Raw genomic sequence first — 16,204 nt, forward strand, 5'->3', positions numbered from 1 at the left:
TCGCACCGTCGCCGGGACCTGCGAGCCATCCCACCCCTGCGGCCAGCCAGGCCGGGGCGCCCAACCACCAACCTGCAGGCTTTCCCTTGAATACCGCGCCCACCCAGAACATGCCCCGGCCCGCGGGAGCCGGTCGCGTGCCCGATCGTTTCTTGTCCCTTGCCGCGTTGCTGTTCGGCGCCTGGATGACCTTCCATCATCTGGGTGATTTTCCGCTGCTGTCGCCGGACGAGGGCCGCAATGCCGAGGTGGCGCGGGAAATGCTGGAGAGCGGCAGCTGGCTGGTACCGACCTACGACGGCGCCACCTACCTCGACAAGCCGGCCTTCTTCTTCCGGGCCGTCGCCCTGTCCCTCGGCGCCTTCGGCACCACGGAATTCGCCGCCCGCCTGCCGTCGGCGCTGTTTGCCCTCGGTCTGCTGGTGATGCTGTGGGGCTTCTGCCGGCAGGTCTACGACCGGCTGACAGCGGCCATCGCCGTGGTCGTCGTCGCCAGTACGCCGCTGTTCATGGCCTTCGCGCGCATCGTCATCTTCGACATGACGCTGGCCTTTTGCGTCTGCGCCGCCATCCTCTCGGCGTTCCTGGCGGAAACCCGGGAAGACCCCGCCGGCCGGCGGCGCTGGTACCTGACGGCAACGGCGATGGCCGGGCTGGGCACCCTGGTCAAGGGGCCGGTCGGATTCCTGGTGCCACTGCTGGTGATGACCGCCTACCACGGGACATCCGGCAACTGGCGCGCCATCCGCCGCTTCTTCGCGCCGGTCCATGTCGGCCTGTTCCTGGCGGTGGTGCTGCCCTGGTTTGCCGGTCTCTCCCTGGCCTGCCCGGACTTCCCGTATTACGGGATCATGAAGGAGTCGATCGCCCGCTTCACCACCACGGAATTCCGGCGGACCCAGCCGTTCTACTACTATGGCCTGATCATCGCCGGCGGCTTCTTCGCCTGGAGCATGCTGCTGCCGGCATCCCTGCCCATGGCCTGGCGCGAACGGCGGCAGCTCGACGCCGCGGACCGCCTGTTCGTCATCTGGGCCCTGATTGTCGTGGTGTTCTTCTCGCTGTCGCAGTCCAAGCTGCCGGGTTACATCCTTACCGGTGTCATTGCCCTGGGTGTCCTGGTCGCCCGCGTGCTCGGCGAGGCCCTGACAGGCAACGAAGCGGCGCGGCGCCTGGTACGCAACGCCTGCGCCGGACTGGCGCTGGCTGCCCTGCTGCTGAGCGCGCCGGCGCTGCTGCTGGCATACGCCCCGACCTCATGGCCAGCGACGCTGACCCCGAAGCCGGAGTTCCTGCAACACTTCGGCGATCTGCTGCCTGGCCTTGCCATTTCGCTGATCACCGTCGCCCTGCTGGCAGGGGTCGCCTGGGCACGGGACCATGTCCGCCTGGCGATGCTGGCCTTCCTGGCCACCCCGCTCTGGCTGATCACCCTGCAATTCGACTGGATCCCGCGCCATGCCGGCATCAAGTCGGCCCGCGAAATTGCCGCCAACCTGCCACGACAGCTGCCGGCCGACACCGAATTTGCCTGCCTGGGCTGCATGCCGCACGGCCTGCCCTTCTATCTCGGCAAGCCGATCACCGTATTCACCGAGGATGGCCACGAGCTGACCAGCAATTACGTGCTGTTCTCGCTGGCCTCCGGCAAACCCTGGCCGGAGCACCTGATACCCAGCCGGCAGCTGGCGGCGTATCTCGCCTCGCGCGCCCATCCCGTCTATCTCCTGACGCGCGCGCACCGCCGCAACGAACTGGAAACCCTGGCCAGGCCACACGGGGCGCGGCTGGAGCATTACCGCAACGACTACATCGGCACCCTGCTGCCGGCAACGGAGCGCTGACATGTGCGGCATCTGTGGACAGGCAAGCCTGGCGGAAGCGGAACTCGGCGGGACGGCGGTCGGCACGATGCTGGACCGGCTGGTCCATCGCGGCCCGGACGGGCACTGGATCAAGCACGGCACGAGCGCGACATTCGGCATGGCGCGGTTGACGATCCGCGGTCTGACCAGCGGCGAACAGCCCATGGTCGACCTCGCCACCGGCGTCATGGTGGTCTGCAACGGCGAGATCGACAACCACGGGGAACTGCGCGCCTGGCTGGCCGGGCGCGGCCGGCCGGTGCCGGAGGATACCGATGTCGCCGTCCTGCCGGGTCTCTACCTGGAACTCGGCGCGGCGTTCGTCGACCGCCTGGTCGGTGCCTTCGCCCTGGCCGTGTGGGATCCGCGCGAGCGCAGGCTCCTGCTGGCGCGCGACCGGGCGGGCGAGCGGCCCCTGTTCTATGCCGTGGATGGCGACACCGTGACCTTCGCCTCGCAGCTGGCGGCCATGGCGGCAAGGCAGGCTGAGCCACCTGCCCTGGATGCCCCGGCCCTGCACCGCTACCTGCAACTTGGCTATTTCGCGGCCCCCGACAGCCCGCTGGCCGGTGTCATCAAGGTAGGCCCAGCCGAGTGCGTGACCCTGACCGCCCACGGCATTGAAACCCGCCGTTACTGGCGCTGGCCCAAGCCGAGCCCCTCTCGCCCGGATGCCTCGATCGAGGCCTTTGACGGCCTGTTCCGGCAGGCGGTACGGCGACAGAGCGAGGTGGACGTACCGGTCGGACTGTTCCTCAGCGGCGGCGTCGATTCCTCGCTGATCGCCGCCGTCACCCGCAGCCTGCATCCGGACAAGCCCCTCACCGCCTATGGGCTGCGCTTCGGGGAGGATTCCTTCGACGAGGGCCAATACGCCGAGCGCGTCGCCGGCGATCTCGGCATCGCCTACATCCCGGTCTGGGTGACGCCAGCTGAGCTGCCGCGGCTCCTGCGGGCGGTGATCCACACCAGCGGCGAGCCGCTGGCCGACCCGGCCTGGGTGCCCACCGCCCTGCTCTCCGAGCGCGCCGCGCAGGACATCCGCCTGGCGCTCTCGGGCGAGGGCGCCGACGAGCTGTTCGGCGGCTACCCGACCTATTTCGGCGCCGGCCTGGCCGAGCGCTACGCTCGCCTGCCGGGTGCCCTGCGCGCCGCCCTGCGGACGCTGATCGAGCGCTGGCCACCGAGCGACAGGAAGGTCACCCTGTCCTTCCTGCTCAAGCGCTTCGTCCAGGGTGACAACCTGGAGGGTATCGCCCGGCATGTGCTGTGGAACGCCAGCCTTGCGCCCGCCACCCTGGCGCGCCTCGGCATCGTGCCGGCACTCCGGATCTGGGAACCGCCGGCGGATACAAGCCTGCTGGACCGCATCCAGCACTACGATCTGGAGCGCTCGCTGGCGGAGGGGCTGCTGACCAAGGCCGACCGGGCCAGCATGCACTCGGCGCTGGAACTGCGCGCACCGTTCCTCGACCCGGCGGTGATGGAATTCGCTGCCACCCTGCCGGCCCGCGAGCGCGTGCGCGGCATCCAGACCAAGGTCTTCCTGAAGCGCTACGCCACCCGCTACCTGCCGGAGGACATCGTCTACCGCAAGAAACGCGGCCTGTCGGTGCCCTTGAGCCGCTGGCTGCGCGAGGAACCCCTGCTGCCCTGGGTCGAGGCCGCCTTGTCGCGGCCGGCGCTGGATCGCCTGGGGCTGGACCGCCAGGCCATCGCCGCGCTGCTGCAGGAACACCTGCGGCGCCAGGCCGATCACGGCCGGGCCCTGTGGGCGCTGGTGGTGCTGAGCGAATGGCTGGATTGGCTGGACACGGCGGCACCCGCCCGCCGGCCCTGAAGCGTCAGGGGGCCCGGCTGGCCAGGTGGCGCTCGAAGGCCCGCAAGCGGTCGACAGTGCCGATGTCCATCCAGAAACCCGGGTAAAGCTGTCCCGACACCCGGCCCTCGCGCATGGCCGCGCGCAGCAGGGGCGCCAGCGGGAAACGCCCCGGCGCGCAGTCCCGAAACAGGGCCGGTCGATAGACGCCGATGCCGCCGAAGGTGTGGCAGCTTCCGGCCGTCTCCAGGGTACGCTCGCCATCCAGCCCGAAATCGCCCGCCGGATGGTGGGGCGGGTTCGGCACCAGCACCAGGTGCGCCAGCTCGATGGGGCGCGAGACCAGGGTCCCGAAGGGAAAATCGGTGGCAATGTCGCCGTTCACCACCAGAAAGGGTTCCTCGCCCAGCAGCGGCAGGGCCCTGTGAATGCCGCCACCGGTTTCCAGCGCTTGATGCTCGGGCGAGTAGACGATGGCGGCGCCCAGACGCGAACCGTCGCCCAGCGCGGCCTCGACCTGCTCGCCGAGGTGCGCGGTGTTCACCACCAGTTCGCGAATGCCACCCGCGACCAGGCCCCGGATCAGGTGCTCGATCAGGGGCAGGCCACCCGCCTGCAACAGCGGCTTGGGGGTGCGGTCGGTCAGCGGGCGCATGCGCTCGCCACGCCCGGCCGCCAGGATCATGGCCTTCATGGGCGCTCCCCCGCGCTCAGGCGCGGCCACACGCGCTGGTCGAGAAACCCGGCGAAGGCCGTCAGCTCGGGATAGGCACGCGCCACCTCGGCCACATAGCCCAGGGTTCGCGGAATGTCGGCGAGATAGCCGGGCTTGCCATCGCGCAGCTTGAGGCGGACGAAGATGCCGGCAGCCTTGAGATGCCGCTGCATGCCCATGAGATCGAACCAGCGGCCGAACCGGCCAGCCTCGCCCGCGCCAAGCAATCCCGCCGCCAGCAGACGATCGCGATAGCCGTCCACCCAGGCCTGCACCCGGGCGGGTGGCCAGACCACGTAACAGTCCCGCAGCAGCGAGACCAGGTCATAGGTCAGGGGGCCGATCACCGCGTCCTGGAAATCCAGTACGCCGGGGTTGCCGGTTCCGGTCACCATGAGATTGCGCGAGTGATAGTCGCGGTGCACGCACACCCGCGGCTGCTCCAGCGCCGATTGCACCAGCAGGTCCAGGGTGTCGGCCAGCAGGGCCTCCTCCGCCGGCGTCAGGGCGAGCGCCAGCCAGCGTTCCAGCAGCCATTCGCGGAACAGCCCCAGTTCGCGTCGCAGCAGGGCCTCGTCGTAGGCCGGCAAGCCGGCCGTGGCCACCACCACGTTGCGCTGCAAGGCCAGCAGGGTCTCCAGCGCGTCGCCATACAGTGCTTCGGCACTTTCGTCATCCAGCGCCCGCAGGTAGTCGCGATCGCCGAAGTCGCCCAGCAACACGAAACCACGCTCGGCATCGACCGCATGCACCGCAGGAGTCTGCACCCCGGCCTCGCGCAGCAGGCCGGCGATGGCCACGAACGGCCGGACATTCTCCTGCGGCGGCGGCGCATCCATGACGATGCGGGTTCCGTCTTCCAGCCGGATCCGGAAATAGCGGCGAAAACTGGCGTCGGCGGAGGCCGGCGCGATGTCCAGCGGCTGGCAGCCAAGGTCATGGCGCAGCCAGTCAAGCAGCTGACGGTAGCGGAAATCCGGATCTTGCATCGGGCGCGGGGGCATGGCAGATAAAAAACTTACCGAAACCCAGCCATTGGGTAAAATGCGGCATTCAAACGGGTTATTTGACCATAAAGTCCACGTCACGACGACTCGTGCCTTGCGTACCCCGACGCCCACTTTTCCCGATACCCGACTTGCTGCGGAACTCGCCTCCCTTTGACTGTCCCGATGCGCCCCCGGCCGGGGAGACGATGCGCGCCCGGCGGTGCGGGCCGCTGCTCGGCCTCGTCGTGGCCAGCGCCAGCGCGTTGACGCCGCCGCTGGCGGCAGGCGCCAGCAGCGACTGGGACTGCCAGCGCAAGAGCGGCAACGGCGCCTGGAACTGCGGTTCGGCCACCCCCTTGCCGCACAGGCCGACGCCGAAGAACCAGGACAGCGGCATCGAACTGGGCGAGGAGCCCGCACCCCCCGCCGCCGACAACGGTGCCGCGCGCCCCGGCAGCGACCCCGAGGACAGGCCCGAGCTGCTGAACAGCCGCGCGCCCTTCGACACCCCCGAGGCCAGGGGCGAGCCGGCCAAGGCCAAGGTGGCAGGCTGGAGCTGCGTGCCCAGCCTGGATGAAGGCCCCGACCGCGGCTGGTCCTGCTCGCTGAGCGGTCGCGACCCACGCGGCCTGGCCCATGTCGTCAGCGAGGCAGGCGAGGCGACCGAAAACTGGGCCCAGTCGAGCAGCATCACGCGCGAGGACGAGGACCGTTTCGAGAACATGATGAGCAAGCTGCCGGCCAACCCCTGGCAGCGCAGCTGCGCGCCCAAGGTGGGCAAGCGGCGGCCCCCGCCCATGGCCGAGTTCCTGCTGAGTCCCGGGGAAAAACTGGCGCGCGAGAAGGCGCCGGTCGACATCCACTCCGACTACTTCGAGCTGATCGACGGCGAGGTTTCGAATTTCAACGGCTCGGCGGAAATGGTCAAGGCCGACCAGCGCCTGTGGGCCGACTACATCACCCGCAACCTGAAGAACAACGCCGTCAACGTGCATGGCAACGTCACCTATCAGGAAAAGGGGATGATCCTTTCCAGCGACTCGGGCTTCATGGACGGCGAATCCGATCGCGGCGTGTTCCGCAACTCCCAGTTCATCCTGCCGGCGGTTCCCGGGCGCGGCACCTCGCGGCTGACCCACATCGACAGCAACACCCTGTCGCGCTACGAGACCGCCAGCTACACGACCTGCCCGACCGGCAACCAGGACTGGGTCCTGCACGCCGACAAGCTCAAGATCAACAAGGAGACCGGCACCGGCACGGCGCAGAGCGCCTGGTTCGAATTCATGGACGTGCCGTTCCTGTACGCGCCCTACATGGATTTCCCGATCGACAACCGGCGCGTCTCCGGCCTGCTGAGCCCCAGCATCGGCGGCAACTCCGCCAGCGGCGCCATCGTCAGGGTGCCCTACTATCTGAACATCGCGCCGAATTTCGACGACACGATACAGCCCTCGTACTTCTCGAAGCGGGGCTTCATGTTGCGCAACGAGTTCCGCTACCTGACCGAGTACTCCCGCGGTCGCCTGGTGGGCGACATCCTGCCCTACGACCAGCTGGCGGAGAGCACCAAGGGCACCGGTCAGGAAATCCCGACCACGCGCGGCCAGGTCGGCTGGACCAACGACGCGAAGATTTCCGAGAACATTTCCAGCCGCATCCAGGCCAACTGGGTTTCCGACCCCTACTACCTGAACCAGCTGGGCTCGCCGCTGGCCATCGTCGACTACCGCAACATCCCCAGTTCCGCGACGCTGAACTACAACAGCCCGATCGGGCCGGTAAACGCCATCGCCAACTACTTCCAGACCATCGATCCGAGCATCCCCAAGGATCAGTATCCCTATTTCTACCTGCCCAAGGTCAGCCACTTTTTCGGCCACAACATCCTGGACTCGGGCCTGCAGTTCAGCAACGAGAGCCAGATGGCCTACATCCAGGCCGACAGCAACGAGATGACCATGGGTCAGCGCTTCCTGATCCGGCCCAAGCTGAGCTACCCGATCGAGACCAGCGCCGCCTTCTTCCGGCCCAGCGCCACCCTGGCGTTCAACCAGTACACGCTGCAGAGCCCACAATTCTGGTCGGGCCTGCAGCAGAGCCTGGGCGTCAACACGACCGCCGGGACCAGCGAAAACTTCACCGTGCCCATCCTGTCGATGGACAGCGGCACCTATTTCGACCGGGAATTTCCCCTGGGCGACCGGGCCATGCAGCAAACCATCGAGCCGCGGCTGTTCTATGTCTACATTCCCACGGTCAACCAGCAGAACATCCCGCTGTTCGATACCACCAGCTACGACTTCACCTACTACCAGCTCTTCCGCGAGAACCGCTTCGCCGGCTATGACCGCATCGGTGACGCCAACGAGCTGACGGCAGCGGTGACCTCGCGGCTGATCGACCAGACCACCGGCATCGAACGCTTGCGGGCGACCCTGGGCAACCAGTTCTACTTCCAGCGCCGCGAGGTCACGCCCGTGGGGCTTCCGCCGGACACCTATGCCCAGACCTTCTCGAACATCGTCGGCGACGTATACGGCGGCATCACGGAGAACTGGTCGGTCTACACCGCCGGACAGTACAACCCGTCGCTCAACTCCATCGAGCGCGGACAGGTCGGCCTGCAATACAACAACCGCCAGAACCAGCTGCTGAATGTCGCCTACCGCTACCGCCGCAACCAGTACACCGATACCTGCCTGCCGAACGACCTGGGCCAGAACTACTACACCAACAACTTCGGCTGCCTCAACCTCACCGATGTCTCCATGCGTCTGCCGATCCTCGCCGGCTGGTACGCCATCGGCCGCTGGCAGTATTCGATACTCGACGATGTGACGACCGAGAGCTTCTTCGGCTTCGAGCGGGAGACCTGCTGCTGGCGTTTCACCCTGCTGGGACGCCGCTACCTGAACACCATCGAATCCGACGGCACGGCGCAATCCAACAATGCCGTGTTCATGCAGCTGGAACTGAAGGGACTCACCACGCTGGGCGACGAGGTCGACAAGTTCCTCGAACGCAGCGTCAGCGGTTACCGATTCAGCGATTACTGATACCGACACCCATGGTCAAACCGTTCATGTCCCGCCTGTCCCGTTCCGCGCTGCTGCTCGCCGGCCTGACCGGGCTGGCGTCTCTGCCCGTGCCGCCCGCCGCCGCCGATGGCGTGGACCGCATCGTTGCCGTGGTCGAGGACGATGTGATCCTGGAGAGCGAACTGCAGAAGAAGATCGCCGCCATCCGCCAGGGACTGGCCCAGAGCGACACCCCCATGCCCTCCGGGATCACCCTGGCGCGCCAGGTGCTGGACCGGATGATCCTGGAGAAGATCCAGATCAGTCTGGCGGAAAAATCCGGCCTGCGGGTGGATGACGAAACCTTGCGCCAGGCGGTGCAGCAGATCGCCCAGAAAAACAACCTGACGCCCGAGGAACTGCGCGGCTCGCTGCGCGCCGAAGGCATCGAATACCCCGATTTCCTCGAACAGATCCGTGGCGAGCTGGCGCAGCAGCGTCTGCGCAGCAATCAGGTCAACAGCCAGATCAAGATCAGCGACCGCGAGATCCAGAACTGGATGGAGACCCGCGGCAAGTCCGGCGCCGACCCCAACGCCGAATTCCTGCTCGGCCACATCCTCATCGCCACCCCCCAGGCGGCACAGCCAGCCGCGGTGCAGGCTGCCCGCGAGAAGGCCGAGAAGCTGGTCGCCGATCTCAGGCAGGGCCTGGATTTCCGCCAGGCCTCGCTGAGTTCCTCCGATGCATCCGAAGCACTCAAGGGCGGCGAGCTCGGCTGGCGCAAGCTGAGCGAGATGCCGACCCTGTTTGCCGACCTCGTGCCGAAGATGAAGAAGGGCGACATCCAGGGCCCGATCCGCAGCCCGAGCGGCTTCCACCTCATCAAGCTGCTGGAAACGCGCGGCGGCGACGTGCAGCGTGTCACCAAGACGCATGTCCGCCATATCCTCATCAAGCCCAACGAACTCATCACCAACGAAGACGCCAGGAAAAAGCTGGAGACCATCAAGACCCGCATCGAGGCCGGCGACGATTTTGGCGATCTTGCGCGGGGCAACTCCGATGACAAGGGCTCTGCCGTCAAGGGCGGCGACCTTGGCTTCGTCGCGCCCGGCGCGCTGGTGCCGGAATTCGAGCAGGCGATGAATGCTCTCGGACCGAACCAGTTCAGCGATCCGGTGCAGAGCCAGTTCGGCTGGCACCTGATCCAGGTGCTGGAACGGCAGGAGTCCGACGATACGGAGGAACTGCTGAGAAAGCAGGCACAGGACGAGATCTTCAAGCGCAAGCTGGCGGAAGAGACGGAACTGTGGCTGCGCCGCATCCGGGACGAGGCCTATGTCGAGTACCGGATACCCGAACTGGCCCCGGACGGCACGCCGCCGCCACCGCCGGCGAAGCCGGAACCGTGAGGCCGCGCCTCGCCCTGACCCCAGGCGAACCGGCCGGCATCGGCCCGGATCTCTGCCTGGCGCTCGCCGAACGAAGCCTGCCTGCCGATCTGGTGGTGGTCGGCGATCCCGCGCTGCTGGCGCAGCGCGCCCGCCAGCTCGGCCAGCGGATCGAACTCGTCATCTGGCAGCCCGGCCACCCGTGCACCGCGACGCCGGGACGCCTGTGGGTCTGGCCGGTGGCCGACTGCCCCGATCCCGGGGCCGGCAGGCTGAACCGGGACAACGCGGATTATCTGCTGACGACGCTCAAGGCCGCCGTCCGCGCCTGTCTCGACGGCGTCTGCGACGCGCTGGTGACCGGTCCGGTCAACAAGGCCAGTCTCAACGAGGCCGGCTACCCCTTTACCGGCCATACCGAATTCATTGCCGCGCTGACCGGCGGCGATCCGGTGATGCTGCTGGCCGCTCCCGGGCTGAGGGTGGCGCTGGCCACCACGCACCTGCCGCTTGCGGAGGTCAGCCGCGCCATTACCGGCCCGGGCCTGGAGCGCATCCTGCGCATCCTCGACCGCGACCTGCGCAACCGCTTCGGGCTCGCCGAACCGCATATCCTGGTCGCCGGCCTCAACCCACATGCCGGCGAAGGCGGGCACCTGGGGCGAGAGGAAATCGACGTGATCGAACCGGTCGTTGCCTCGCTCCGGCGACAGGGTCTGCGACTGACCGGCCCCCTGCCCGCCGACACCCTGTTCCTGCCGCCGGTACTGGCCCAGGCCGATGCCATGCTCGCCATGTACCATGACCAGGGCCTGCCGGTGCTCAAGCACCTGGGTTTCGGTCGCGCCGTCAACATCACCCTGGGATTGCCGATTCTCCGCACCTCGGTCGACCATGGCACGGCCCTGGCCCTGGCCGGAAGCGGCAAGGCCGATCCCGGCAGCCTGTTGGCCGCCATCGAGACCGCCGCCGACCTGGTCCGGACGGGCCGATCGCGCGGCGTCCCGTCCCCTTCCACGCAAACCGCATGAACCATATTCCCCGCAAGCGTTTCGGCCAGAATTTCCTGCGCGACGATACCGTGGTGCATCGCATCGTCATGGCGGTCAACCCGCGCCCCGGGGATCATCTGGTGGAAATCGGCCCGGGCGAGGGTGTGATGACGGCGGCCCTGCTCGGCCGCTCGGCGCGGCTGGACGCCATCGAGATCGACCGCGATCTGGTCGCCCGGCTGAGTCAGCGCTTCGCCGAACGGCCCGGATTCCGGCTGCACGCAGCGGATGCGCTGAAATTCGACATTGCCGGGCTGAGCGAAGGCGGGAAACTCCGCATCGTCGGCAACCTACCCTACAACATCTCGACACCGCTGCTGTTCCACCTGCTGGCCGCCGCGGACCGGATCGAGGACATGCACTTCATGCTGCAACGGGAAGTCGTGGATCGGCTGTGCGCCGGGCCGGGCGAACCCGATTACGGCCGGCTGAGCCTGATGGCCCAATACCGCTGCCGGGCGGAAAAGCTGTTCGAGGTGCCGCCGGAGAGTTTCCAGCCGCCACCCCGGGTGATGTCGGCCGTGGTGCGCCTGACGCCCCACGCCGAACCGCCGGTTACGGCAGACGCCGTGACCTTGGGCCAGGTGGTCGCGGCCGCCTTCGCCCAGCGGCGCAAGACGCTGCGCAACGCCTTGCGGCATCTGCTCGACGAAGCCGACCTGCTGGCCGCCGGTATCGATCCCGGTGCCCGGGCCGAAACGCTCGACCTGGCCGCCTTCGCCGGACTGGCCCGCCGCCTGAGCCAGCGGCAGAACCCATAGCAAGGACCTGACGATAAACGGGCGGGACAGGACGGGACTCCAGCCGCCGCGGTCCGGCAGCCTGCGGGCAGGCAACCGGCCATGACCGGATCGCGGCGCGCCTTTCCCGTCAGGTAATGACGGTGGGCACCGCCATGCCGGAGCGCTGCCGGACCTCGCCGAGCTGCTCGGCCAGCTCGATCAGGTCCTGGAGGGCATCCTGGGGATCGAGATCATGCCGGGAGGAATCGCGCTCGTAGCGTTCCAGATAGATGCGCAGGGTCGCTCCCTCGGTCCCGGTGCCGGAGAGGCGGAAGACGATGCGGGAACCATTGTCGAAGACGATGCGGATGCCCTGGTTCGGGCTGACGCTGCCATCCACCGGATCAGTGTAGCTGAAATCGTCCGCCAGGCATACCGTGTTGGCACCGAAGCTGCGGCCAATCAAGCCCGCCAGCTGCCCGCGCAAATGCGCCATGATGCCGTCGCCGATGGCGGCCGGCATGCCCTCGTAATCGTGCCGCGAGTAATAGTCCCGGCCGAATGCGCGCCAGTGCTCGCGCACGATGTCGGCCACCGACTGCTGGCGCACCGTCAGCAGATTCAGCCAGGCCAGCACGGCCCACAGGCCGTCCTTTTCACGGACATGATCGGAACCGGTGCCGAAGCTCTCCTCGCCACACAGGGTGATCCTGCCGGCGTCCAGCAGGTTGCCGAAGAATTTCCAGCCGGTCGGGGTCTCGTAGCAATCGATGCCCATTGCCCTGGCGACGCGGTCGACCGCCTGGCTGGTGGGCATCGAGCGGGCCACGCCCTTGAGGCCATCCCGGTACCCGGGCAACAGGTGCAGGTTGGCCGCCAGCACGGCCAGGCTGTCGCTGGGCGTGACGAAGAAACGATCGCCCATGATCATGTTGCGGTCGCCATCGCCATCCGAGGCCGCGCCCAGGGTCGGCGCGCCGGGGGCGTACATGCGTTCCGCCAGGGCATGCGCATGGACCAGGTTGGGATCGGGATGCCCGCCACCGAAATCCTCCAGCGGAGTGGCGTTCATGACCGAATCCGGCGCGGCGCCGAGCCGGTCGACCAGGATGCGCCGGGCATAGGGTCCGGTGATCGCATGCATGGCATCGAAACAGATCGAGATCGCGCCGGACTTCAGCGCTGAGGTCATGGCCGCGAAATCGAACAGGCCTTCCATCAATTCGGCATAGTCGGCAACCGGGTCGACGATGGTGACAACCATGTCGCCCACCCGCCAGTCGCCCGGGGTGTCAAGGTCGACATCGTCTGTGTCGGCGATCCGGTATTCGGTGATCGCCTTGGTGCGGGCATAGACCGCGTTGGTGAAGTTCTCGGGCGCGGGCCCCCCGTTGGCGGCGTTGAACTTGATGCCGAAATCCTCGTCCGGTCCACCGGGATTGTGGCTGGCGGACAGGACAAAGCCGCCCTGCGCGCCCTGCTTGCGAATCAGGCAGGAGGCAGCCGGCGTCGACAGCAGGGCGCCCTGCCCGACCAGCAGCCGGCCGACGCCATTGGCCGCCGCCATCTTGATGATGGTCTGCGCGGCGCGGCGGTTGTGAAAGCGGCCGTCGCCCCCCAGCACCAGGGGCATGCCCCGGGCATCGTCGATCACGTCCAGAACCGACTGGACGAAGTTTTCCAGGTAATGCTCCTGCAGCACGACTCTGACTTTCTTGCGCAGCCCCGAGGTGCCGGGCTTCTGGTCCGGGTAGGGACGCGTCTCGATGGTTCTTATCTGCATGATGGGCTCATGGTCTTGAGAGGAAGATTCCGCGTGCATTGTACTGAATTCGGGCATTCGGACAGCAGTCGCGGCAGCCGGGTCGACAAGGGCCCCACCGGCGGAAGCGCACCCGCTCGCTTGATGAAGATTTGGCGTCAAAACGCCAAATCGCTGGTGACATCGCAACAGATTGTGTAAAAATAATACTGGAAAGTTTGGCGAAATCTCGGCAAACTAAATTCCGAGCGGCATCTGTGCTTCATCCTTGATAAAGTAGAGATGCTTTCTTAAACGACCGCATCATAAGAAGGAAACCCACAATGATGAATGCAACCAAGCTGTCCATCGTTCTTCTGTCTGCTGGCCTGACCGTTGGCTGCGCCAGCAAAAGCGACCTGTCTGCCCTGCAGACCCAGGTTGACGGCCTGAAGGCTGAGATCTCTTCTGTCAAGAGCACCGCTGACGAAGCGCTGTCCGCTGCCACCAGCGCCGACGCCGCTGCTCGCCGCGCGGCTGCCGCTGCCGAAGAAGTCAACGCCAAGCTGGACCGTGGCTTCCGCAAGGGCGCTATGAAATAAGCTTTTCGCCTCCGCGAAAAACTTGCGAAAAACCCGGTGGGGCAACCCACCGGGTTTTTTTGTGTACGTGACTGCCGGAGCTGTCCCCGGGGGGGCTTCAGGACACCACCTCCTTCACCCACTCGCCACGACGCTCCCGCGACAGCAACTCGACCCGGGCGCGCATCAGCACGACCGTGAAATAGTAGAACTGGAACGCCGCCGCCATCAGCAACAGCGGCACCAGCATGCTCAGGTGAATGGACGGCTTGTCGATCTTGGTCACCGTCGGTCCCTGGTGCAGGGTATTCCACCACTCGACCGAGTAATGGATGATGGGAATGTTGACCACGCCCACCAGGATCAGCACCCCGCCGGCCCGGGCCGCGGTGCGCGTGTCCTCGATCGCCGACACCAGGGCCATGTAGCCGAGATAGAGGAACAGCAGGATCAGCTCCGAGGTCAAGCGCGCATCCCAGACCCACCAGGCGCCCCACATCGGCTTGCCCCAGAGCGACCCCGTCACCAGCGCGAGGAGGGTGAACGACGCGCCGAGGGTCGCCGAACTCCGGACCATCACATCGGCCAGCTTGATGTTCCAGATCAGGTGGATGGCGCTGAGCACCGCCATGAAGGTATAGACGAACAACGACATCCAGGCGCTGGGAACATGCACGAAGATGATGCGGTAGCTCTGTCCCTGCTGATAGTCCGGCGGCGCCACGAACAGCCCCAGATACAGACCGGCCAGCAACAGAACCAGCGTCAATCCGCCCAGCCAGGGCAGCAACCGCCCGCTGATGCGATAGAAATGCTTGGGAGAGGCCAGTTTGTGAAAAAACAACCAGATCGCGTTCCACATGATGTCAACTCAGGCTGATGCGCAAGGCGGCGGCGGTGGCGAATGGCGCCAGCGTCACGGCAAGCGCCAGGAGTGCCGCCAGAAAATAGACCTGCCCGTCGTAGGGAAGACCGGCCACGGCAACGGTGACGGCGTTGGTGGCGAAAATGAGCACCGGGATGTACAGGGGCAGAACCAGCAAGGTCAATAACACCCCGCCCCGGCGCAGGCCGACGGTCAGCGCCACGCCGATCGACCCCAGGAGGCTCAGCAGCGGCGTCCCGACCAACAGGGTCAGTTCCAGCGCCAGGATGCCCGCCACCGGCAGGGACAGGAACAACGCCAGCAAGGGCGCCATCAGCAGCATCGGCAAGCCGCTGACCAGCCAGTGCGCCAGCACCTTGCCCAGCACCAGCAGTGCCAGCGGCTGCGGACTCATGGCCATCTGCTCCAGCGCGCCATCCTCGAAATCCGAACGGAACATGCTCTCCAGCGAGAACAGCGCCGCCAAGAGGGCAGCGATCCAGATCACGCCGGGCGCCAGGATTTTCAGCAGCGCCTCCGCGGGACTGACGCCCAGCGGGAACAAGGTCACCACAATCATGAAGAACAGCAGTGGATTCGCCAGTTCCCCGCGATGGCGGTAGGCCAGCAGGAGATCGCGCCTGACCAGCGCCAGCAGTGCTCCCAGCATTGGCTTCACGACAGCGCCAGCTTGCGCAGGCGCTGGCCCAGGGGGACCGCCTGATGCGAGGTCAGGATCACGACGCCGCCCTCTTCCAGGTGCTCCTCGACCAGGCTGCGCACCAGATCGACCCCGGCAGCATCCAGCGCCGTGAACGGTTCGTCGAGTATCCACAGGACGGTGCCCAGCAGCAGCAGGCGTGCCAGCACCACGCGCTGCCGCTGGCCGGCCGACAGGGCCCGCACCGGCAAATCGGCCCGGTGATCGAGCCGGACCTTGTCCAGCACGCCCGGCAGACGCGAGACGGCGCCCCCCATGCCCTGGATGCCGGCCGCGGCACGCAGGTTCTCGACGACCGTGAGCTCGTGCTTCAAGCCCAGATGATGCCCCAGATAGGCCAGCTGGCCATGGAATTCGGATCGCCGCTCGCGAATGTCCCACCCCTGCCACAAGACCGTTCCCTCGTCCGCCGGCGTCAGCCCCGCCAGAATGCGCAGCAGGCTGGTCTTGCCGCTGCCGTTGGCGCCCTCGATTTGCAGGACCTCGCCGCGGTCCAGCGTGAACGCCAGTTCCTCGAACAGCGTCACCTCGCCACGGCGGCAGGCAAGCCGCCGCACCTCCAGCAGGGGAATCGGAACAGACATCAGGCGCCGGCGCGAATCATGGGTGAGGGCATGGCCACCGATTATCGCAGAATCGGCACCGCCCGGGGCCGGGCAGCGAGCGCCAGCGGCCACCGATCGGCTAAACTGCGGCATCACTCAACGCCCCGGCCGCTGC

The 16,204-nt window shown here is 66.8% G+C and carries 13 protein-coding genes; 7 read left to right on the top strand and 6 right to left on the bottom strand.

Annotated elements, in window-relative coordinates; all coding sequences use genetic code 11:
• Positions 1–137 precede the first annotated feature (137 nt).
• Together ACYQ1H_RS05250 and asnB are read left to right on the top strand one after the other, a co-directional pair.
• A complete protein-coding gene (locus tag ACYQ1H_RS05250) occupies positions 138–1,844 on the top strand; it encodes an ArnT family glycosyltransferase (RefSeq protein ID WP_460026986.1) in 1,707 nt (568 codons plus the stop codon).
• Between the two features lies 1 nt (position 1,845).
• Positions 1,846–3,705, top strand: coding sequence for an asparagine synthase (glutamine-hydrolyzing) (asnB, locus tag ACYQ1H_RS05255; RefSeq protein ID WP_460026987.1), 1,860 nt, complete (start codon positions 1,846–1,848; stop codon positions 3,703–3,705).
• A 4-nt stretch (positions 3,706–3,709) separates the two neighbouring features.
• On the opposite strand, the gene murU is transcribed toward asnB, so the two are convergent.
• Complete coding sequence (gene murU, locus ACYQ1H_RS05260) at positions 3,710–4,378, bottom strand: N-acetylmuramate alpha-1-phosphate uridylyltransferase MurU (protein ID WP_460026988.1); 669 nt, start codon at positions 4,376–4,378, stop codon at positions 3,710–3,712.
• Positions 4,375–5,388, bottom strand: coding sequence for an aminoglycoside phosphotransferase family protein (locus tag ACYQ1H_RS05265; protein WP_460026989.1), 1,014 nt, complete (start codon positions 5,386–5,388; stop codon positions 4,375–4,377). Before ACYQ1H_RS05265 ends, murU begins: the two co-directional genes overlap by 4 nt.
• A gap of 206 nt (positions 5,389–5,594) precedes the next feature.
• Here ACYQ1H_RS05265 and ACYQ1H_RS05270 point away from each other — a divergent pair, with 206 nt between their 5' ends.
• From ACYQ1H_RS05270 to rsmA, 4 genes are read left to right on the top strand one after another with little or no spacing between them, the layout of a single operon-like run.
• Positions 5,595–8,447, top strand: a complete 2,853-nt coding sequence (locus ACYQ1H_RS05270) for an LPS-assembly protein LptD (RefSeq protein WP_460026990.1) — start codon at positions 5,595–5,597, stop codon at positions 8,445–8,447.
• Between the two features lie 11 nt (positions 8,448–8,458).
• On the top strand, positions 8,459–9,823 hold the full coding sequence (locus ACYQ1H_RS05275; RefSeq protein ID WP_460026991.1) for a peptidylprolyl isomerase: 1,365 nt from the start codon (positions 8,459–8,461) through the stop codon (positions 9,821–9,823).
• Positions 9,820–10,833: a 4-hydroxythreonine-4-phosphate dehydrogenase PdxA gene (pdxA, locus tag ACYQ1H_RS05280; protein ID WP_460026992.1), complete on the top strand. Its 1,014-nt coding sequence runs from the start codon at positions 9,820–9,822 to the stop codon at positions 10,831–10,833. The genes ACYQ1H_RS05275 and pdxA overlap by 4 nt, the downstream gene beginning before the upstream one ends.
• Positions 10,830–11,615, top strand: a complete 786-nt coding sequence (rsmA, locus tag ACYQ1H_RS05285) for a 16S rRNA (adenine(1518)-N(6)/adenine(1519)-N(6))-dimethyltransferase RsmA (RefSeq protein WP_460026993.1) — start codon at positions 10,830–10,832, stop codon at positions 11,613–11,615. Before pdxA ends, rsmA begins: the two co-directional genes overlap by 4 nt.
• 109 nt (positions 11,616–11,724) lie before the next feature.
• Here the strand turns inward: rsmA and ACYQ1H_RS05290 are convergent, their stop codons facing one another.
• On the bottom strand, positions 11,725–13,359 hold the full coding sequence (locus ACYQ1H_RS05290) for an alpha-D-glucose phosphate-specific phosphoglucomutase (protein WP_460026994.1): 1,635 nt from the start codon (positions 13,357–13,359) through the stop codon (positions 11,725–11,727).
• A gap of 302 nt (positions 13,360–13,661) precedes the next feature.
• Here ACYQ1H_RS05290 and ACYQ1H_RS05295 point away from each other — a divergent pair, with 302 nt between their 5' ends.
• Positions 13,662–13,919 (top strand): Lpp/OprI family alanine-zipper lipoprotein, encoded by a 258-nt coding sequence (locus tag ACYQ1H_RS05295; RefSeq protein ID WP_460026995.1) that lies wholly within the window; start codon positions 13,662–13,664, stop codon positions 13,917–13,919.
• A gap of 97 nt (positions 13,920–14,016) precedes the next feature.
• On the opposite strand, the gene ACYQ1H_RS05300 is transcribed toward ACYQ1H_RS05295, so the two are convergent.
• The 3 genes from ACYQ1H_RS05300 to ccmA are packed head-to-tail and all read right to left on the bottom strand — an operon-like array spanning position 14,017 to position 16,068.
• Positions 14,017–14,760, bottom strand: coding sequence for a heme ABC transporter permease (locus ACYQ1H_RS05300; RefSeq protein ID WP_460026996.1), 744 nt, complete (start codon positions 14,758–14,760; stop codon positions 14,017–14,019).
• A 4-nt stretch (positions 14,761–14,764) separates the two neighbouring features.
• The gene (ccmB, locus tag ACYQ1H_RS05305) at positions 14,765–15,433 is read right to left on the bottom strand and encodes a heme exporter protein CcmB (protein WP_460027021.1); all 669 of its coding nucleotides are present in this window, start codon (positions 15,431–15,433) and stop codon (positions 14,765–14,767) included.
• A gap of 5 nt (positions 15,434–15,438) precedes the next feature.
• Positions 15,439–16,068, bottom strand: a complete 630-nt coding sequence (gene ccmA, locus ACYQ1H_RS05310; protein WP_460026997.1) for a cytochrome c biogenesis heme-transporting ATPase CcmA — start codon at positions 16,066–16,068, stop codon at positions 15,439–15,441.
• Positions 16,069–16,204 lie beyond the last annotated feature (136 nt).

Source organism: Methyloparacoccus murrellii, assembly GCF_054657115.1.

Bases quoted from the DNA above. Each gene is read 5' to 3' on its own strand.
- asnB (WP_460026987.1), top strand. From the start codon at position 1,846: ATGTGCGGCATCTGTGGACAGGCAAGCCTGGCGGAAGCGGAACTCGGC.
- murU (WP_460026988.1), bottom strand. From the start codon at position 4,378: ATGAAGGCCATGATCCTGGCGGCCGGGCGTGGCGAGCGCATGCGCCCG.
- ACYQ1H_RS05265 (WP_460026989.1), bottom strand. From the start codon at position 5,388: ATGCAAGATCCGGATTTCCGCTACCGTCAGCTGCTTGACTGGCTGCGC.
- ACYQ1H_RS05270 (WP_460026990.1), top strand. From the start codon at position 5,595: ATGCGCGCCCGGCGGTGCGGGCCGCTGCTCGGCCTCGTCGTGGCCAGC.
- ACYQ1H_RS05275 (WP_460026991.1), top strand. From the start codon at position 8,459: ATGGTCAAACCGTTCATGTCCCGCCTGTCCCGTTCCGCGCTGCTGCTC.
- rsmA (WP_460026993.1), top strand. From the start codon at position 10,830: ATGAACCATATTCCCCGCAAGCGTTTCGGCCAGAATTTCCTGCGCGAC.
- ACYQ1H_RS05290 (WP_460026994.1), bottom strand. From the start codon at position 13,359: ATGCAGATAAGAACCATCGAGACGCGTCCCTACCCGGACCAGAAGCCC.
- ACYQ1H_RS05295 (WP_460026995.1), top strand. From the start codon at position 13,662: ATGATGAATGCAACCAAGCTGTCCATCGTTCTTCTGTCTGCTGGCCTG.
- ACYQ1H_RS05300 (WP_460026996.1), bottom strand. From the start codon at position 14,760: ATGTGGAACGCGATCTGGTTGTTTTTTCACAAACTGGCCTCTCCCAAG.
- ccmB (WP_460027021.1), bottom strand. From the start codon at position 15,433: ATGCTGGGAGCACTGCTGGCGCTGGTCAGGCGCGATCTCCTGCTGGCC.
- ccmA (WP_460026997.1), bottom strand. From the start codon at position 16,068: ATGTCTGTTCCGATTCCCCTGCTGGAGGTGCGGCGGCTTGCCTGCCGC.